Annotated in this window: 14 protein-coding genes and 5 tRNA genes; 2 read left to right on the top strand and 17 right to left on the bottom strand. The window is 33.0% G+C overall.

Annotation, left to right across the window (positions count from 1 at the left end):
* Nucleotides 1-8: 8 nt before the first annotated feature.
* The 16 genes from rpoB to rpsU all read right to left on the bottom strand — a co-directional run bounded on the left by rpoB (nt 9) and on the right by rpsU (nt 10,448).
* A complete protein-coding gene (gene rpoB, locus EOV51_RS00405) occupies nt 9-3,833 on the bottom strand; it encodes a DNA-directed RNA polymerase subunit beta (protein WP_128148718.1) in 3,825 nt (1,274 codons plus the stop codon).
* A gap of 93 nt (nt 3,834-3,926) precedes the next feature.
* Complete coding sequence (gene rplL, locus EOV51_RS00400) at nt 3,927-4,304, bottom strand: 50S ribosomal protein L7/L12 (RefSeq protein WP_128148716.1); 378 nt, start codon at nt 4,302-4,304, stop codon at nt 3,927-3,929.
* Nucleotides 4,305-4,359: 55 nt separating this feature from the next.
* Nucleotides 4,360-4,884 carry a 50S ribosomal protein L10 gene (rplJ, locus tag EOV51_RS00395; RefSeq protein WP_128148714.1) on the bottom strand — a complete coding sequence of 175 codons (525 nt, stop codon included), beginning with the start codon at nt 4,882-4,884 and terminating at the stop codon, nt 4,360-4,362.
* A 17-nt stretch (nt 4,885-4,901) separates the two neighbouring features.
* Entirely contained in the window at nt 4,902-5,594 is a 693-nt protein-coding gene (gene rplA / locus EOV51_RS00390; RefSeq protein ID WP_128148712.1) for a 50S ribosomal protein L1, read from the bottom strand.
* A gap of 11 nt (nt 5,595-5,605) precedes the next feature.
* On the bottom strand, nt 5,606-6,049 hold the full coding sequence (gene rplK, locus EOV51_RS00385) for a 50S ribosomal protein L11 (RefSeq protein ID WP_128148710.1): 444 nt from the start codon (nt 6,047-6,049) through the stop codon (nt 5,606-5,608).
* Between the two features lie 47 nt (nt 6,050-6,096).
* Complete coding sequence (nusG, locus tag EOV51_RS00380; protein ID WP_128148708.1) at nt 6,097-6,642, bottom strand: transcription termination/antitermination protein NusG; 546 nt, start codon at nt 6,640-6,642, stop codon at nt 6,097-6,099.
* A gap of 17 nt (nt 6,643-6,659) precedes the next feature.
* Complete coding sequence (gene secE / locus EOV51_RS00375) at nt 6,660-6,866, bottom strand: preprotein translocase subunit SecE (RefSeq protein ID WP_128148706.1); 207 nt, start codon at nt 6,864-6,866, stop codon at nt 6,660-6,662.
* A gap of 15 nt (nt 6,867-6,881) precedes the next feature.
* Nucleotides 6,882-6,954, bottom strand: a tRNA-Trp gene (locus EOV51_RS00370).
* A gap of 47 nt (nt 6,955-7,001) precedes the next feature.
* A complete protein-coding gene (gene tuf, locus EOV51_RS00365; RefSeq protein ID WP_128148704.1) occupies nt 7,002-8,189 on the bottom strand; it encodes an elongation factor Tu in 1,188 nt (395 codons plus the stop codon).
* A gap of 148 nt (nt 8,190-8,337) precedes the next feature.
* A tRNA-Thr gene (locus EOV51_RS00360) sits at nt 8,338-8,409 on the bottom strand.
* Between the two features lie 11 nt (nt 8,410-8,420).
* A tRNA-Gly gene (locus EOV51_RS00355) sits at nt 8,421-8,493 on the bottom strand.
* 77 nt (nt 8,494-8,570) lie between these two features.
* Nucleotides 8,571-8,653 (bottom strand) — tRNA-Tyr (locus tag EOV51_RS00350).
* Between the two features lie 10 nt (nt 8,654-8,663).
* A tRNA-Thr gene (locus EOV51_RS00345) sits at nt 8,664-8,737 on the bottom strand.
* Between the two features lie 127 nt (nt 8,738-8,864).
* Nucleotides 8,865-9,158 (bottom strand): ribosome hibernation-promoting factor, HPF/YfiA family, encoded by a 294-nt coding sequence (gene hpf, locus EOV51_RS00340; protein WP_128148702.1) that lies wholly within the window; start codon nt 9,156-9,158, stop codon nt 8,865-8,867.
* Nucleotides 9,148-10,065: a tyrosine-type recombinase/integrase gene (locus EOV51_RS00335; protein ID WP_128148700.1), complete on the bottom strand. Its 918-nt coding sequence runs from the start codon at nt 10,063-10,065 to the stop codon at nt 9,148-9,150. Before EOV51_RS00335 ends, hpf begins: the two co-directional genes overlap by 11 nt.
* A 188-nt stretch (nt 10,066-10,253) precedes the next feature.
* Nucleotides 10,254-10,448 carry a 30S ribosomal protein S21 gene (gene rpsU / locus EOV51_RS00330; protein ID WP_128148698.1) on the bottom strand — a complete coding sequence of 65 codons (195 nt, stop codon included), beginning with the start codon at nt 10,446-10,448 and terminating at the stop codon, nt 10,254-10,256.
* Nucleotides 10,449-10,664: 216 nt separating this feature from the next.
* On the opposite strand from rpsU, the gene EOV51_RS00325 reads away from it, so the two are divergent.
* Nucleotides 10,665-12,203: a glycine--tRNA ligase gene (locus EOV51_RS00325; RefSeq protein ID WP_128148696.1), complete on the top strand. Its 1,539-nt coding sequence runs from the start codon at nt 10,665-10,667 to the stop codon at nt 12,201-12,203.
* 122 nt (nt 12,204-12,325) lie between these two features.
* Here the strand turns inward: EOV51_RS00325 and EOV51_RS00320 are convergent, their stop codons facing one another.
* Nucleotides 12,326-13,045 (bottom strand): hypothetical protein, encoded by a 720-nt coding sequence (locus EOV51_RS00320; RefSeq protein ID WP_128148694.1) that lies wholly within the window; start codon nt 13,043-13,045, stop codon nt 12,326-12,328.
* A gap of 642 nt (nt 13,046-13,687) precedes the next feature.
* Here EOV51_RS00320 and EOV51_RS00315 point away from each other — a divergent pair.
* On the top strand, nt 13,688-14,536 hold the full coding sequence (locus EOV51_RS00315) for an AraC family transcriptional regulator (RefSeq protein ID WP_128148692.1): 849 nt from the start codon (nt 13,688-13,690) through the stop codon (nt 14,534-14,536).
* The last annotated feature ends 1 nt before the right edge of the window (nt 14,537 follow it).

Genomic DNA, 14,537 nt, shown 5'->3' with positions numbered 1-14,537 from the left:
GAATAAACTTATTCTTCTAATCTTACGTCTAATCCTAGACCTTGCAATTCATGAAGGAAAACATTGAATGATTCCGGAATTCCAGGTTCTGGCATAGGCTCACCTTTAACGATAGACTCGTAAGTTTTAGCCCTTCCGACCACGTCATCAGATTTAACAGTGATGATTTCTCGTAATATATTGGATGCACCAAATGCTTCAAGTGCCCAAACCTCCATCTCTCCAAATCTCTGACCCCCGAATTGAGCTTTACCTCCTAACGGCTGTTGAGTAATTAAAGAGTAAGGTCCAATTGAACGTGCGTGCATTTTATCGTCAACCATGTGGCCTAATTTTAACATATAGATAACACCTACCGTTGCTTTTTGCTCAAAACGTTCTCCTGTGCCGCCATCGTAAAGATAGGTAGTTCCCCATTGAGGTACGCCTGCTTCTCTGGTTAGGTCATCTATTTGTTCAGAAGTAGCTCCGTCAAATATAGGAGTAGCAAATTTTTTGCCTAATTTCATACCACACCATCCTAAGATTGTTTCATATATCTGCCCGATGTTCATACGGGAAGGTACCCCTAATGGATTTAATACAATATCAACAGGTGTTCCATCTTCAAGGAAAGGCATGTCTTCATCACGAACAATTTTAGCAACAATACCTTTATTTCCGTGTCTACCTGCCATTTTATCACCCACATTAAGCTTACGTTTTTTAGCAATGTAAACTTTTGCTAGTTTAACGATACCTGTTGGTAATTCATCTCCTACAGAAATGGTATGCCTTTCACGATTTAGTGCTCCTAATAAATCGTTATGTTTAATTTTATAATTATGTAAAAGTTCCTTGATGGAATTATTTTTACTTTCATCAATAGTCCAGCTACCACCTGTTAAGTTAAAATAGTCATCGATACTGGATAATAATTTTTGGGTGAACTTAACACCTTTAGGAATTACTTCTTCATTTAAATCATTGTATATCCCTTGCGAGGTTTTTCCATTAAGTAATACGTACAATTTATCTAAGAGCTGATTTTTAAGATCATTAAATTTAATCTTAAAGTCAGATTCCAATTGTTCGATTTTTAACTTTTCATCCCCTCTTTTTCTTTTATCTTTAATATTACGTGTAAATAATTTTTTATTTATTACTACACCTTTTAGAGATGGTTCAGCTTTTAATGACGCATCTTTTACATCACCAGCTTTATCACCAAATATTGCCCGTAAAAGTTTTTCTTCTGGAGTAGGATCAGATTCTCCTTTAGGAGTAATTTTTCCTACAAGAATATCTCCAGGTTTTACTTCAGCACCAATACGGATCATACCGTTTTCATCAAGATCTTTAGTAGCTTCTTCACTTACATTAGGAATATCGGAAGTTAACTCTTCCATACCTAATTTAGTATCTCTTACCTCTAAAGTATATTCATCAACGTGAATTGAAGTAAACCAGTCTTCACTAACAGCTCTTTGGTTAATTACAATTGCATCCTCAAAGTTATATCCTTTCCAAGGCATGAAAGCAACCAATAAGTTTCGTCCAAGCGCTAATTCTCCGTCTTCAGTAGCATAACCTTCAGTTAAAACCTGTCCTTTACTAACTCTGTCTCCCGCTTTTACAATTGGTTTTAGCGTTATTGAGGTGCTTTGGTTCGTTTTTCTGAATTTAGTTAATTTATAAGTTTTACTTGCAGTATCAAAGCTTACAAGTTCTTCTTCTTCTGTTCTGTCGTATTTAATAGTAATTTTATCAGCGTCGACATATTCAACTACACCTTCTCCTTCAGCATTGATTAAGATTCTTGAATCTTTAGCTACCTGGAATTCAAGACCAGTACCTACTATAGGAGCCTGAGGTTTTAATAATGGAACAGCCTGACGCATCATGTTAGATCCCATTAATGCACGGTTTGCATCATCGTGCTCTAAGAATGGAATTAGAGATGCAGAAATACCTGTAATCTGGTTAGGAGCAACATCAATAAGATCTACCTTGTTAGGCTCTATAACCGGATAATCAGCTTCTTCTCTAGCAACAATTCTTTCATCAAGAATATTACCTTCATCATCTATGTTAATATTTGCCTGAGCAATGATTTTATCTTCTTCTTCTTCAGCAGTAAAATACTGAGGTTCTGAATTTAAATCTACTTTACCATCAACAACCTTTCTATATGGAGTTTCCATAAATCCTAAATCATTGATTCTCGCATAGCAACCTAAAGATGAAATCAAACCGATGTTTGGTCCTTCCGGAGTTTCAATCGGACAAATTCTTCCGTAGTGGGTATAGTGAACGTCACGAACTTCGAAACCTGCTCTTTCTCTGGATAAACCACCAGGTCCTAATGCAGACATACGTCTTTTATGAGTAACTTCTGATAATGGATTGGTTTGATCCATAAATTGAGAAAGCTGATTAGTTCCGAAAAATGAATTAATCACAGAAGTTAATGTCTTAGCATTAATCAGATCAATAGGGGTGAAAACTTCATTATCCCGAACATTCATTCTTTCTTTAATGGTACGTGCCATACGAGCTAACCCTACTCCGAATTGTCCAGCTAATTGTTCACCTACAGTTTTTACACGACGGTTGGATAAGTGATCGATGTCATCTACTTCGGCTTTTGAATTAATTAATTCGATTAGATATTTTACTATTTCAATAATATCATCTTTAGTTAACACCTGAACATCTTCAGAAATGTTTAAACCTAGTTTTTTATTAATTCTGTATCGACCCACTTCACCTAAAGAGTAACGAGCATCTGAGAAAAATAATTTGTCAATTATACCTCTTGCAGTTTCTTCATCAGGTGGTTCAGCATTTCTAAGCTGTCGGTAAATGTATTCTACTGCTTCTTTTTCAGAGTTAGTAGAATCTTTCTGTAACGTATTGTGAATAATAGAGAATTCTCCACTATTTTCTTTATGTACTAATATAGTTTTAATTCCGGAATCAACGATTAGATCAATGTGCTCTTTTTCTAAAACAGTTTCACGATCTAAAATGATTTCGTTTCTTTCTATAGAAACAACTTCTCCGGTATCTTCATCAACAAAATCTTCAAACCATGTATTTAATACTCTGGCAGCTAAAGTACGACCTAACATTTTTTTCAGGTTGGATTTGTTTACTTTAACTTCTTCTGCAAGATCGAAAATTTCTAATATATCTTTATCACTTTGATAACCGATTGCTCTAAGCAAAGTGGTCATCGGAAGTTTTTTCTTTCTGTCTATATAAGCATACATCACACCGTTAATGTCGGTAGCAAATTCCATCCAGGAACCTTTAAAAGGAATAATTCTGGAGGAGTATAATTTTGCCCCGTTGGCATGATAAGATTGTCCAAAAAATACACCGGGCGAACGATGTAATTGGGATACCACAACCCTTTCTGCTCCATTGATGATAAACGAACCGCTGGGAGTCATATAAGGAATTGGTCCTAAATATACATCCTGAACCACTGTTTCGAAATCTTCGTGTTCGGGGTCAGTACAATATAGTTTAAGACGTGCTTTGAGTGGTACGCTATAAGTTAGACCTCTTTCAATACATTCCTGAATGGAATATTTGGGAGGATCTACAAAATAATCTAAAAATTCTAAAACGAACTGATTTCTTGTATCCGAAATGGGAAAATTTTCAGTAAACGTTTTAAAAAGTCCTTCGTTTTTTCTTTGGTCGGGACGGGTTTCCAATTGAAAGAAATCTTGGAATGATTTTACCTGAATGTCTAGAAAATCAGGAAATTCAATTTGTCCTTTAGAATGTGAGAAACTAAATCTCTTAGGGTTTTGAGTTTTTGACGCCAATGATTTACTCATATAATAAATTAAAATCTTTTTAAAACACAAATAGGCTTAGACCTTACCAATGCTATATTGGAGGCCTAAACCTTTATTTTTAGGTAGGTTGAATTATTTTAACTCAACTTCAGCACCAGCTTCTTCAAGCTGTTTTTTAAGACCTTCTGCTTCGTCTTTAGATACTCCTTCTTTGATTGGTGTAGGAGCTCCGTCAACAGCATCTTTAGCTTCTTTTAATCCTTTTCCTGTTAAATCTTTTACTAATTTAACTACAGCTAATTTGTTAGCACCAGCTGCTTTAAGAATTACATCAAATTCTGTTTTTTCTTCAGCAGCAGCACCTTCACCAGCAGCAGGACCAGCAGCAACTGCAACTGCAGCAGCAGCAGGCTCAATTCCGTATTCTTCTTTTAATATGTCAGCTAGTTCACTAACTTCTTTTACTGTAAGGTTAACTAAAGTTTCAGCTAATTGTTTTAAATCTGCCATTTTAATTTTTTTTAATTTTTGTTTAACAACTGTTATTTATTATGAGTGCGTGTTTTTATTCCGCTTTTTCAGATAATGTTTTTACTAAACCTGCAATGGTATTTCCTCCTGATTTAAGAGCTGAAACAACATTTTTGATAGGGGATTGAAGCAATCCGATGATATCTCCAACAAGCTCTTCTTTTGATTTAAGATTTGCTAAAGCATCTAATTGAGCATCTCCAACAAACACAGCCGAGTCTACCCAAGCTGCTTTTAGTAAAGGTTTTTCTGATTTTTTTCTAAATGTTTGAATAAGTCTTGCAGGAGCATTTCCTTTTTCTGAAATGAAAATAGTGGAATTTCCTTTCAAGCTGTCGAATAGACCGGAAAAATCTTTATCTTCGATATTTTCCATTGCTTTTTTCAATAAAGTGTTTTTAACCACTTTCATTGAAATCTCTCCTTTAAAACAGGCTCTTCTTAAGTCAGAAGTTTGTTGTGCGTTTAATCCGTCAGTGTCAGCTATATATAATACATTAGTATCTTTTAATAACTCTTGTATTTCTTCTATTACCTGTGATTTTTCTTGCTTTGTCATAATTACTCCAAGTTTAATTAGTTAACACCTTTTGGATCTATAGCAATACCTGGGCTCATAGTAGAGGAAAGGTAAATACTTTTCACATAAACTCCTTTAGCTGCCTGAGGTTTTAATTTGATTAAAGTGGAAATGATTTCCTGTGCATTCTCCTGAATTTGTTTAGCATCAAAAGATACTTTTCCTATTCCGGCATGAACAATACCATATTTATCTACTTTAAAGTCAATTTTACCTGCTTTTACTTCAGCCACTGCTTTTCCTATTTCCATAGTTACAGTTCCTGTTTTAGGATTAGGCATTAAACCTCTTGGTCCTAAAACTCTTCCTAATGGTCCTAATTTACCCATTACCTGAGGTTGAGTGATGATAACGTCAACATCTGTCCAACCGTCTTTAATTTTTTGAAGATAGTCATCCAAACCTACGAAATCAGCACCAGCATCTTTAGCTTCCTGTTCTTTGTCAGGAGTAACTAATGCAAGAACTTTTGTTTCTTTTCCGGTTCCGTGAGGTAAAGATACAACTCCTCTAACCATTTGATTTGCTTTACGAGGATCTACTCCTAAACGTACAGCAATGTCAACTGATGCATCAAATTTTGTATAATTAACTTCTTTTACTAAACTAGAAGCTTCTTCTAGTGAGTAAAGTTTAGTTTTATCTACTTTAGCAACAACTGCTTTCTGTTTCTTTGTCAATACTGCCATAATTCGTAAGATTAATTGTTAAACGGATTTTGTCCGGTTACTCTAATACCCATGGATCTTGCAGTTCCTGCAACCATACTTACAGCTGATTCTATTGTAAAACAGTTTAAATCTACCATTTTATCTTCAGCAATAGTTTGTACCTGTTCCCAGGTAACTGATGCTACTTTATCTCTATTAGGCTCCCCTGAACCTTTTTTAGCTTTAGACGCTGCTAAAAGCTGAACGGTAACTGGAGGAGTCTTAACTACAAAATCGAAAGATTTGTCTTCGTATACAGTAATTATAGCAGGTAATACCTGTCCTTGCTTCTCTTGGGTACGTGCATTAAATTGTTTGCAGAACTCCATGATGTTAACACCTGCAGCACCTAATGCAGGTCCAACCGGTGGAGAAGGATTTGCTTGTCCTCCTTTCACTTGGAGCTTTACCATTTTAAAAATTTTCTTTGCCATTTTAATTTTTAGTTAAAAATGATTTAATTTATATCTGTGGAAGCAGCCTATATTTTTTCTACTTGTGAAAAACTCAGTTCTATTGGTGTTTTTCTTCCAAAAATCAACACCATAACATCCAATTTCCGTTTTTCTTCATTAATTTTTTCAATAGTACCATTGAATCCATTGAAGGGGCCGTCAATCACTTTAACAGTCTCTCCAAATTCAAAAGGAATGGTTACAGTATCTTCAGATTCGGATAATTCATCCATTTTACCGAACATTCTGCTTACCTCACTTTTTCTCATAGGGAGAGGATCTCCTCCTTTAGTAGCACTAAGGAAACTAATAACTCCTGGAATATTTTTAATAGTATGCGGAAGTTCTCCGATAAGATTAGCTTCTACCATCACATATCCCGGATAGTAAACTTTCTCTTTTCGGATTTTTTTTCCATTTCTGATTTGTACTACTTTCTCCATAGGAACCACCACTTGTCCAAGATTGTTTTTAAGGTGTTCAGATCTTAATACTTCGTTTTCGATGTACATCTTCACCTTAGATTCTTGACCACTGATAGTCTTGAGTACATACCATTTCATTTCATTCATCGCTTCCTGGAATTTTCTTACGATTTTAATCCTATTAAAATTGAATAAATATTTTGAAGAGCTTTAGCCAGAACCCAATCTACTCCAAATAAGAAGACAGAAAGTAAAATGGTAGCTATAGCGACAACTGTTGTCGAAGATTGCAGATCTAACCATTTTGGCCATTCTACATGATCTTTAAATTCTTCTATCGAACCTTTAAGATAGTTAATTAGTCCGTTCATTTATTTTTTCTTTAGCGCGGGCAGAAAGATTCGAACTCTCGACCTTTGGTTTTGGAGACCACTGCTCTACCAGCTGAGCTATGCCCGCTTTTTTAAAGAAAGATCTTTTAAAGATCTTTCTTTAAGATATTTTTATTAATCGATGATTTCAGTAACCTGACCTGCACCAACAGTTCTACCACCTTCACGAATAGCAAAACGTAAACCTGTATTAAGTGCGATTGGCTGATGTAATTCAACTGTAATAGTTAAGTTATCACCTGGCATTACCATTTCAGTTCCTTCTGGCAAAGTAATTGTACCAGTTACGTCTGTTGTTCTTACATAGAACTGTGGACGGTAATTGTTATGGAATGGAGTGTGACGACCACCTTCTTCTTTAGTTAAGATATAAACCTCAGCTTTGAATTTTTTATGTGGAGTTATTGAACCTGGTTTAGCGATAACCATACCACGACGGATGTCAGCTTTTTCAATACCCCTTAATAATAAACCTACATTATCTCCAGCTTCTCCTCTGTCTAATATTTTTCTGAACATTTCAACCCCAGTTACAGTAGATGTTAATTTTTCATCTCCCATACCTACGATATCAACACCTTCTCCAGAGTTGATAACACCAGCTTCAATACGACCTGTAGCTACTGTACCACGTCCTGTAATAGAGAATACGTCTTCAATTGGCATTAAGAATGGTTTATCTTGATCACGAACTGGAAGATCGATCCAAGTATCAACAGCATCCATTAGTTGATCAACAGTTTCAACCCATTTTGGTTCTCCGTTAAGAGCTCCTAGTGCTGAACCTTGGATAACAGGAGTATTGTCTCCGTCATATTCGTAAGAAGATAATAAATCTCTTACTTCGATTTCTACTAATTCTAATAATTCAGGGTCATCAACCATATCCACTTTATTCATGAACACAACGATCTTAGGAACGTTTACCTGACGACATAATAAGATGTGTTCTCTGGTTTGTGGCATAGGACCGTCAGTAGCAGCAACAACTAAAATCGCTCCATCCATTTGAGCAGCACCTGTAACCATGTTTTTTACATAGTCGGCGTGACCTGGACAGTCTACGTGAGCATAGTGACGATTTTCTGTTTGATATTCTACGTGTGCGGTGTTGATTGTAATCCCTCTTTCTTTTTCTTCAGGAGCAGCATCAATTTGAGAAAAGTCTCTTTTTTCTGCTAACCCTTTTTCTGCTAATACTTTAGTGATAGCAGCTGTTAAAGTTGTTTTTCCGTGGTCTACGTGACCGATAGTACCTATATTAAGGTGTGGCTTGGTACGCTGAAAAGTTTCTTTTGCCATGATAAATATGTTTGTTTAATTTCCAAAAATGAGTGCAAATATACTCAATTATTTCTAAATAACAATAGCTTATAAAAAAAATATTGTTTTATAAGTTTATATTGTTTAATTAAAAAAATAAAAATGATTGAGTATGTTTTTAGATAAGAGCCAATGACGGGAATTGAACCCGTGACCTCGTCCTTACCAAGGAAGCGCTCTACCCCTGAGCTACATCGGCTAATAAAATTGAGCGGAAGACGAGGGTCGAACTCGCGACATTCAGCTTGGAAGGCTGACGCTCTACCAACTGAGCTACTTCCGCTTAATTTAAATTACCTTTGTAATTCAAAATCAAAATTAAAATATTTTGCTAGAATTACAAAATTTTTTGATTTTTAGTGGGGAGAGGAGGATTCGAACCTCCGAAGGTAAAAACCAACAGATTTACAGTCTGTCCTCGTTGGCCGCTTGAGTATCTCCCCTTCGAAAACGAGCCGGTAGAGGGATTCGAACCCACGACCCCGAGATTACAAATCACGTGCTCTGGCCAACTGAGCTATACCGGCTAATCAAAATTTTTTATTTCAAAGAAACAATCCGTTAATCGTAAGTGTTGTTCTTTGTTTAACGGATTGCAAAGGTAGAAAAAATTTCTTTATCTCCAAATTTTATTTAAAAAATTTTTCATTTTTTTTAGGATACTTTTTCTTTCTTTTTGATTATCATCTTTTTAAGTGCTTCGCAAGATAAGTCAATACTTTCTTCAAATGAAGCGGAAGTTTTTTTAACTACTAAATCATCACCAGGAACCTCTAAAATTATATCTACGGTTTTGTTTTCTTTATCTGTAGAATTTTCCAGTTTCATATATACATTTGCTCTTACTATTTTATCATAAAATAAATCAAGTTTAGATAATTTTTTGTCTAAAAATTCTAATAAAGATTCTTGTGCATTAAAATTTACTGCTTGTGCTTTAATTTTCATTTTTTTTGTTTTTAAGTCCCAAAGGATGGGAGTGGTTAAACACTTGTTTTAAATCATCTATATTGCTATGGGTGTAAATTTGCGTAGCAGCCAGGCTACTGTGACCCAGTATTTCTTTTATTGAATTCAATTCTGCTCCATTGTTTAATAAATGGCTGGCAAATGTATGTCGTAACATATGCGGGCTTTTTTTATTCTTACTTGTCGCACTACTAAGATACTTATTTATCAGGTTATAAACAAACTTTTCTTGTAATCTTTTACCTGATTTGTCTGTAAAAAAGTATTGAGAAACAGTTAAGATTTCATTTTCCCTGAGTAACATATATGTTTTAATTTTTTCAATTAATTCATTCGTAATAGGTACGAGTCGCTCTTTGTTTCTTTTTCCAATAATAGATATATTCTTATCAGGTATGTTTATTTTAGAAACTTCCAGATTAATTAATTCTATTCGCCTGATTCCTGTAAGATAAAAAAAATCAAAAATGAGTAAATTTCTAGACCGTTCAAAGTCGGTTAATTTTTCATTATTTTCATCTGTTATATTATGATGTAAAAATTTTATTTCTTCTTCAGTATAAGGTAGAAGTACCTTTTTTTTTATTTTTAAATTTTTGAGATTCGTTACAGGGCTTATGGATATTTTTTCAACTTTTAACAAAAACTTATAATAACTGCGAAGAGTAGATATTTTCCTGTTTATAGTTTTTTCTGATAAGTTTTTTTTGGATAGACTGATAATGAAGTTTCTAAGTTGTTTTTTATCTGCATTAGTAATGTCTGATAAACCTTCGCTTTCGAGTAAAAAATATTTTAAATCGTCAAGATCTCTCTTGTAACTCAAAATAGTTAAAGAAGAATATAATTTTTCAAATTCCAGATATTGCAGAAATTTATCAATCATGTCAAACGACTTTTTTCAAATGTAATTAAATTCAAAAAACAAGCCAATTTAATTTAAGGAAGTAGGTAAGGGGAAGGTAATTCGAGAACCGAAAACTTAAATACATAAAAAAGCAAATAATTCAAAAGAATTATTTGCCTATATTTTTATAGCCTAATGGCCATAGTATCATTGCTTAGAAGCTATGTTTATGCTTCTTCTTTGCTTTCCATTCTTTGTTTGTAAGCTGCTCTGATGTGTTTTTGTCTCTTAGTGACAGAAGGTTTTGTGAATTGTTGTCTTTTTCTCAACTCTTTTACAACGCCTGTTTTGTCATATTTTCTTTTGTATTTTTTTAGAGCTTTATCTATAGACTCACCATCTTTTACTGGAATAATTAGCATAATAACATCTCTTTTTTATATTCTCAATTATTTTAGGGTGCAAATATAGATATATAATTCACATATACAAAATTTATTTAAAAATATGAATATTTTTTATCTGTATCCGGGTATTCATTCAATGTAATTTAGTATTATTTAAGGCTAAAAATCGAAAATCTTAATTTTTATAGTAAATTTGGGCATTAAAAGTGAATTTTATCTAACAACATACATATGAAATCTCAGGAAGATATATTAAAAAAGGTAGTTGCTCATGCGAAAGAGTATGGATTTGTTTTTCCATCCAGTGAAATTTATGATGGACTTTCAGCAATTTATGATTATGGTCAGAATGGAGCGGAATTAAAAAATAATATAAAACAATACTGGTGGAAAGCAATGGTGCAACTCAATGAGAATATAGTAGGAATAGACTCAGCTATATTTATGCACCCTACAATTTGGAAAGCTTCCGGTCATGTTGATGCTTTTAATGATCCCTTAATTGATAATAAAGATAGTAAAAAGAGATTTCGTGCAGATGTTCTTGTCGAAGATTACGCAGAAAAATTTGAAGACAAGGCTAAAAAAGAAATCGAAAAAGCAAGAAAGCGTTTTAGGGAATCTTTTGATCAAAATCAGTTTGAAACAACTAATCCAAAAGTTTTAGAGTATAGAAAACAAAAAGCCGATATTTTACAACGACTGGCTAAGTCGCTGGAAACTAATTTGGCAGATACTAAAGCTTTGATAGAGGAATTAGGTATTTCTGATCCGGAAACAGGATCTAAAAATTGGACGGAAGTTCGACAATTTAATCTTATGTTTGGAACCAAATTAGGTTCTACGGCTGAGTCTGCAACGGATTTATATTTACGTCCTGAAACAGCACAGGGAATTTTTGTGAATTATTTGAATGTACAAAAAACCGGCAGGAAGAAATTACCTTTTGGTATTGCTCAAATTGGTAAAGCTTTCAGAAACGAAATTGTTGCCAGACAATTTATATTCAGAATGCGTGAATTTGAACAAATGGAAATGCAGTTTTTCGTTCCTCCGGGAACTGAGCTTTCTCATTTTGAAGAATGGAAAGAAAAACGATTAAAATGGCATTTGGCATTAGGTCTAGGGCAGGAAAGTTATCGTTTTCATGATCATGAAAAATTAGCTCATTATGCTAATGCAGCTACAGATATAGAATTTAAATTTCCGTTTGGTTTCAAAGAGCTTGAAGGAATTCATTCACGTACAGATTTTGATCTTTCAGCACATGAAAAATATTCGGGCAAAAAATTACAATATTTTGATCCGGAACTTAACAAAAACTATGTTCCTTTTGTGGTAGAAACATCCATCGGTCTTGACAGAATGTTCTTAGCCTTAATTTCAAGTTGCTTGAGAGATGAAGAGTTGGAAGACGGTTCCTCTAGAGTTGTTCTTTCATTGCCACCGGCATTAGCACCTATTAAGGTAGCCGTTTTTCCATTAATAAAAAAAGATGGTTTACCGGAATATGCTGAAAAAATATGTAACGATTTAAAATATGATTTTAATGTTATGTATGAAGATAAAGATGCTATTGGAAAAAGATATCGCCGACAAGATGCTATTGGTACTCCTTATTGCGTAACAATAGATCATGATACATTAAATGATCATATGGTGACTATTCGAGATAGAGATACTATGGCTCAGGAAAGAGTTTCCGTTAATTCACTTCATAAAATAATCAGTGAAAAAGTTGATATGAAAACTCTTTTGAAAAAAATTTAATAAGAGTTTATTATAAAGTAAAAAAAGAAAGATTAAATTTTTAATCTTTCTTTTTTTTATTTTTAAAAATATGTTTTAATGTTTATACTTTACTAAAATAATGATTGATTTTAATGTGAAATTTAATTATTATTATAAACTAATATCTGCATTTTAGAGAGCATGGCTTCGTTATCACCATCATAGCCTTTATAGATGGTAGGAATGTAATTGATTGTAGAGCTTCCAACCCAAGACTTGTACTGAACTTTAAAATTATAAGTCCCGGAAGGAAGCGTTACGGATCTTAAAAAAGTTACGGGAACCGGCATATCTTTTAATCCAGCTACTCCTGTAATGTTAGAAACAAATTGACCTGCTTTAGAAGCAAATGCTGATGATATTTTTACATCATTTTGTAAAAGAGAAAAAATTCCTTGGGTTGTTCTGCTATTTATTTGTGTAGCAAAACCTAAAATAGTAAATAAGAAAGTTTGTGTTTTGCCGGGAGGTACAGTTAAAGTAATACTTAACCCCGTAACATCAGCTGTTTTACCTTCTGCTACTACAACAGAGCTGGTTCCTTGTATGTAATAGGCATTGCTTATGTTGCCAATAGCTAATACATTGCTTATTTTTTCCCAAGTAGGAGCGTTACCTTCTCCCTGTGAAGTTAGTATTTCACCAGCTGATCCCGGTGATCCTGCTGTGTCTGCACTTCCTCCGGTACTTAATTCATTTACAATTTGCAGTGATCCATTTACGTGTAGTGTTTTTAATGGAGTTGTAGTGTTGATCCCCACTTGAGAATAAGATAATACCGATAACAAGGTTATTGGTAAGAGTAAAAACTGTTTTTTCATAAGTTTTCGTAGTTAATTTGTGAAAAAATATTTAAATTAAATTGTAATACGAAAATAAAAAAAAAAGATTTCGTTTTATGTAAATTTATTAGAATTTCATTAAAATAATTAATATTATATGTGTAAATGAAGTATAAAATCATTATTTATATTAATATAAATTGATTATGGCTATATTATTGAAAGGAATTATTTTTTTTATTTTTTTCATTAAATAATAATTTATATTAAGTTTTTAGATGTTTAAAAATCATGTTTTTTTCACAAAAAAAGATATTTAAAGAGTGATATTAGAAGCAATATTATAGATAGGATACTAATTAAAATTTAAGTATTTCGTAAATATTAATATTATTACTATCGGTTAGAAGATAATTGTGACTGTCAGATAAACGAAATTGAGCATTTGTATATTATTATATATGTAGATGTCAATAACAAAACTATAAATCTATTTTTTGTAAAATATATATTGATATGGCTAATTAATTTATAAAACTTTCTTTTGAATATCTAAAATATAAAGTTCTTCCTCAGAAATTTCTAATGGGGTGTTTTACTTTTTTAGGAAAGTATTGTCGGGATTGGACAACATTCTAGAAATTGAAAGTTGTAACTTTACGTATATTATAAATGTAGATTGTGAAAAAAGAAGCTACAAAAAAAATATATAAAGAAAAAGTCAATATAGTTTTGGATTATATTAACGCAAACTTGCATTCTTCGTTGAGTTTAGAGGTATTATCAAATTTAGTTCATGTTTCCACTAGGCATCTGCTTCGCATCATGCAGCAAGAGTTAAAAGAGTCTGTTTTAACTTACATAGTAAGACAACGTGTTGAAAGAGCTGTCTTATATATGCAGATCGAAGATTTGAGCCTTACCTGTTTAGCAGAAATGGTTGGTTATGATAATCCTCAATCTTTTTCAAAAGCTTTCAAAAATCATTTAGGTATTTCGCCTAGAAAATTTGTCAATCAGTTAAAATTAAAAATAAACAACAATATAGAAAATGCAAATGAAAATATACGATTCCCAGAATCCTGTACTATGGTTGAAGAAGATTTAAATTTAGTGTATCTTCGGATAATAGGTAAGTATGGAGAGCCGGACATTTATAATTATTCCTGGAATAAATTGCTTTGCTATCTAAATGAAAATAACTTACTAACAGAAACCACCCGATTTTTTGGAATTAGTTTTAATGATCCTAATGTAGCCTCACATGATAATTGCTTTTTTTATGCATGTGCATCAATTGATAAAGAAATAAACCCTCATGCTGAATTCGGAAAACTCCAAGTTAAGGGAGGGGCGTATGCGGTTTATAAGTTGAAAGGTGATTATTGTGGACTTCAGGAGTATTATGATCTCATATCAGCAGATAGAACTTATAAGTTACGATTTGGTATATCTTTCGAAGAATATGTTAATTATTATGAAAATGTAGATGAAAGAATTACTAAAATATATATTCCTATAGTAATATAAC

The organism is Apibacter raozihei (genome assembly GCF_004014855.1).
Classification (GTDB): domain Bacteria; phylum Bacteroidota; class Bacteroidia; order Flavobacteriales; family Weeksellaceae; genus Apibacter; species Apibacter raozihei.
Note: the sequence above shows the minus strand (reverse complement) of the source record. Positions and strands in the feature narration are given on the sequence as shown.

Excerpts from the sequence above, each read along its gene's own strand:
- EOV51_RS00320 (WP_128148694.1), bottom strand. The coding sequence starts at position 13,045 with ATGAAAAAACAGTTTTTACTCTTACCAATAACCTTGTTATCGGTATTA.
- nusG (WP_128148708.1), bottom strand. The coding sequence starts at position 6,642 with ATGAATGAAATGAAATGGTATGTACTCAAGACTATCAGTGGTCAAGAA.
- rpsU (WP_128148698.1), bottom strand. The coding sequence starts at position 10,448 with ATGCTAATTATTCCAGTAAAAGATGGTGAGTCTATAGATAAAGCTCTA.
- hpf (WP_128148702.1), bottom strand. The coding sequence starts at position 9,158 with ATGAAAATTAAAGCACAAGCAGTAAATTTTAATGCACAAGAATCTTTA.
- rplJ (WP_128148714.1), bottom strand. The coding sequence starts at position 4,884 with ATGACAAAGCAAGAAAAATCACAGGTAATAGAAGAAATACAAGAGTTA.
- secE (WP_128148706.1), bottom strand. The coding sequence starts at position 6,866 with ATGAACGGACTAATTAACTATCTTAAAGGTTCGATAGAAGAATTTAAA.
- rplK (WP_128148710.1), bottom strand. The coding sequence starts at position 6,049 with ATGGCAAAGAAAATTTTTAAAATGGTAAAGCTCCAAGTGAAAGGAGGA.
- rplA (WP_128148712.1), bottom strand. The coding sequence starts at position 5,594 with ATGGCAGTATTGACAAAGAAACAGAAAGCAGTTGTTGCTAAAGTAGAT.
- rplL (WP_128148716.1), bottom strand. The coding sequence starts at position 4,304 with ATGGCAGATTTAAAACAATTAGCTGAAACTTTAGTTAACCTTACAGTA.
- tuf (WP_128148704.1), bottom strand. The coding sequence starts at position 8,189 with ATGGCAAAAGAAACTTTTCAGCGTACCAAGCCACACCTTAATATAGGT.
- EOV51_RS00325 (WP_128148696.1), top strand. The coding sequence starts at position 10,665 with ATGAAATCTCAGGAAGATATATTAAAAAAGGTAGTTGCTCATGCGAAA.
- EOV51_RS00335 (WP_128148700.1), bottom strand. The coding sequence starts at position 10,065 with ATGATTGATAAATTTCTGCAATATCTGGAATTTGAAAAATTATATTCT.
- rpoB (WP_128148718.1), bottom strand. The coding sequence starts at position 3,833 with ATGAGTAAATCATTGGCGTCAAAAACTCAAAACCCTAAGAGATTTAGT.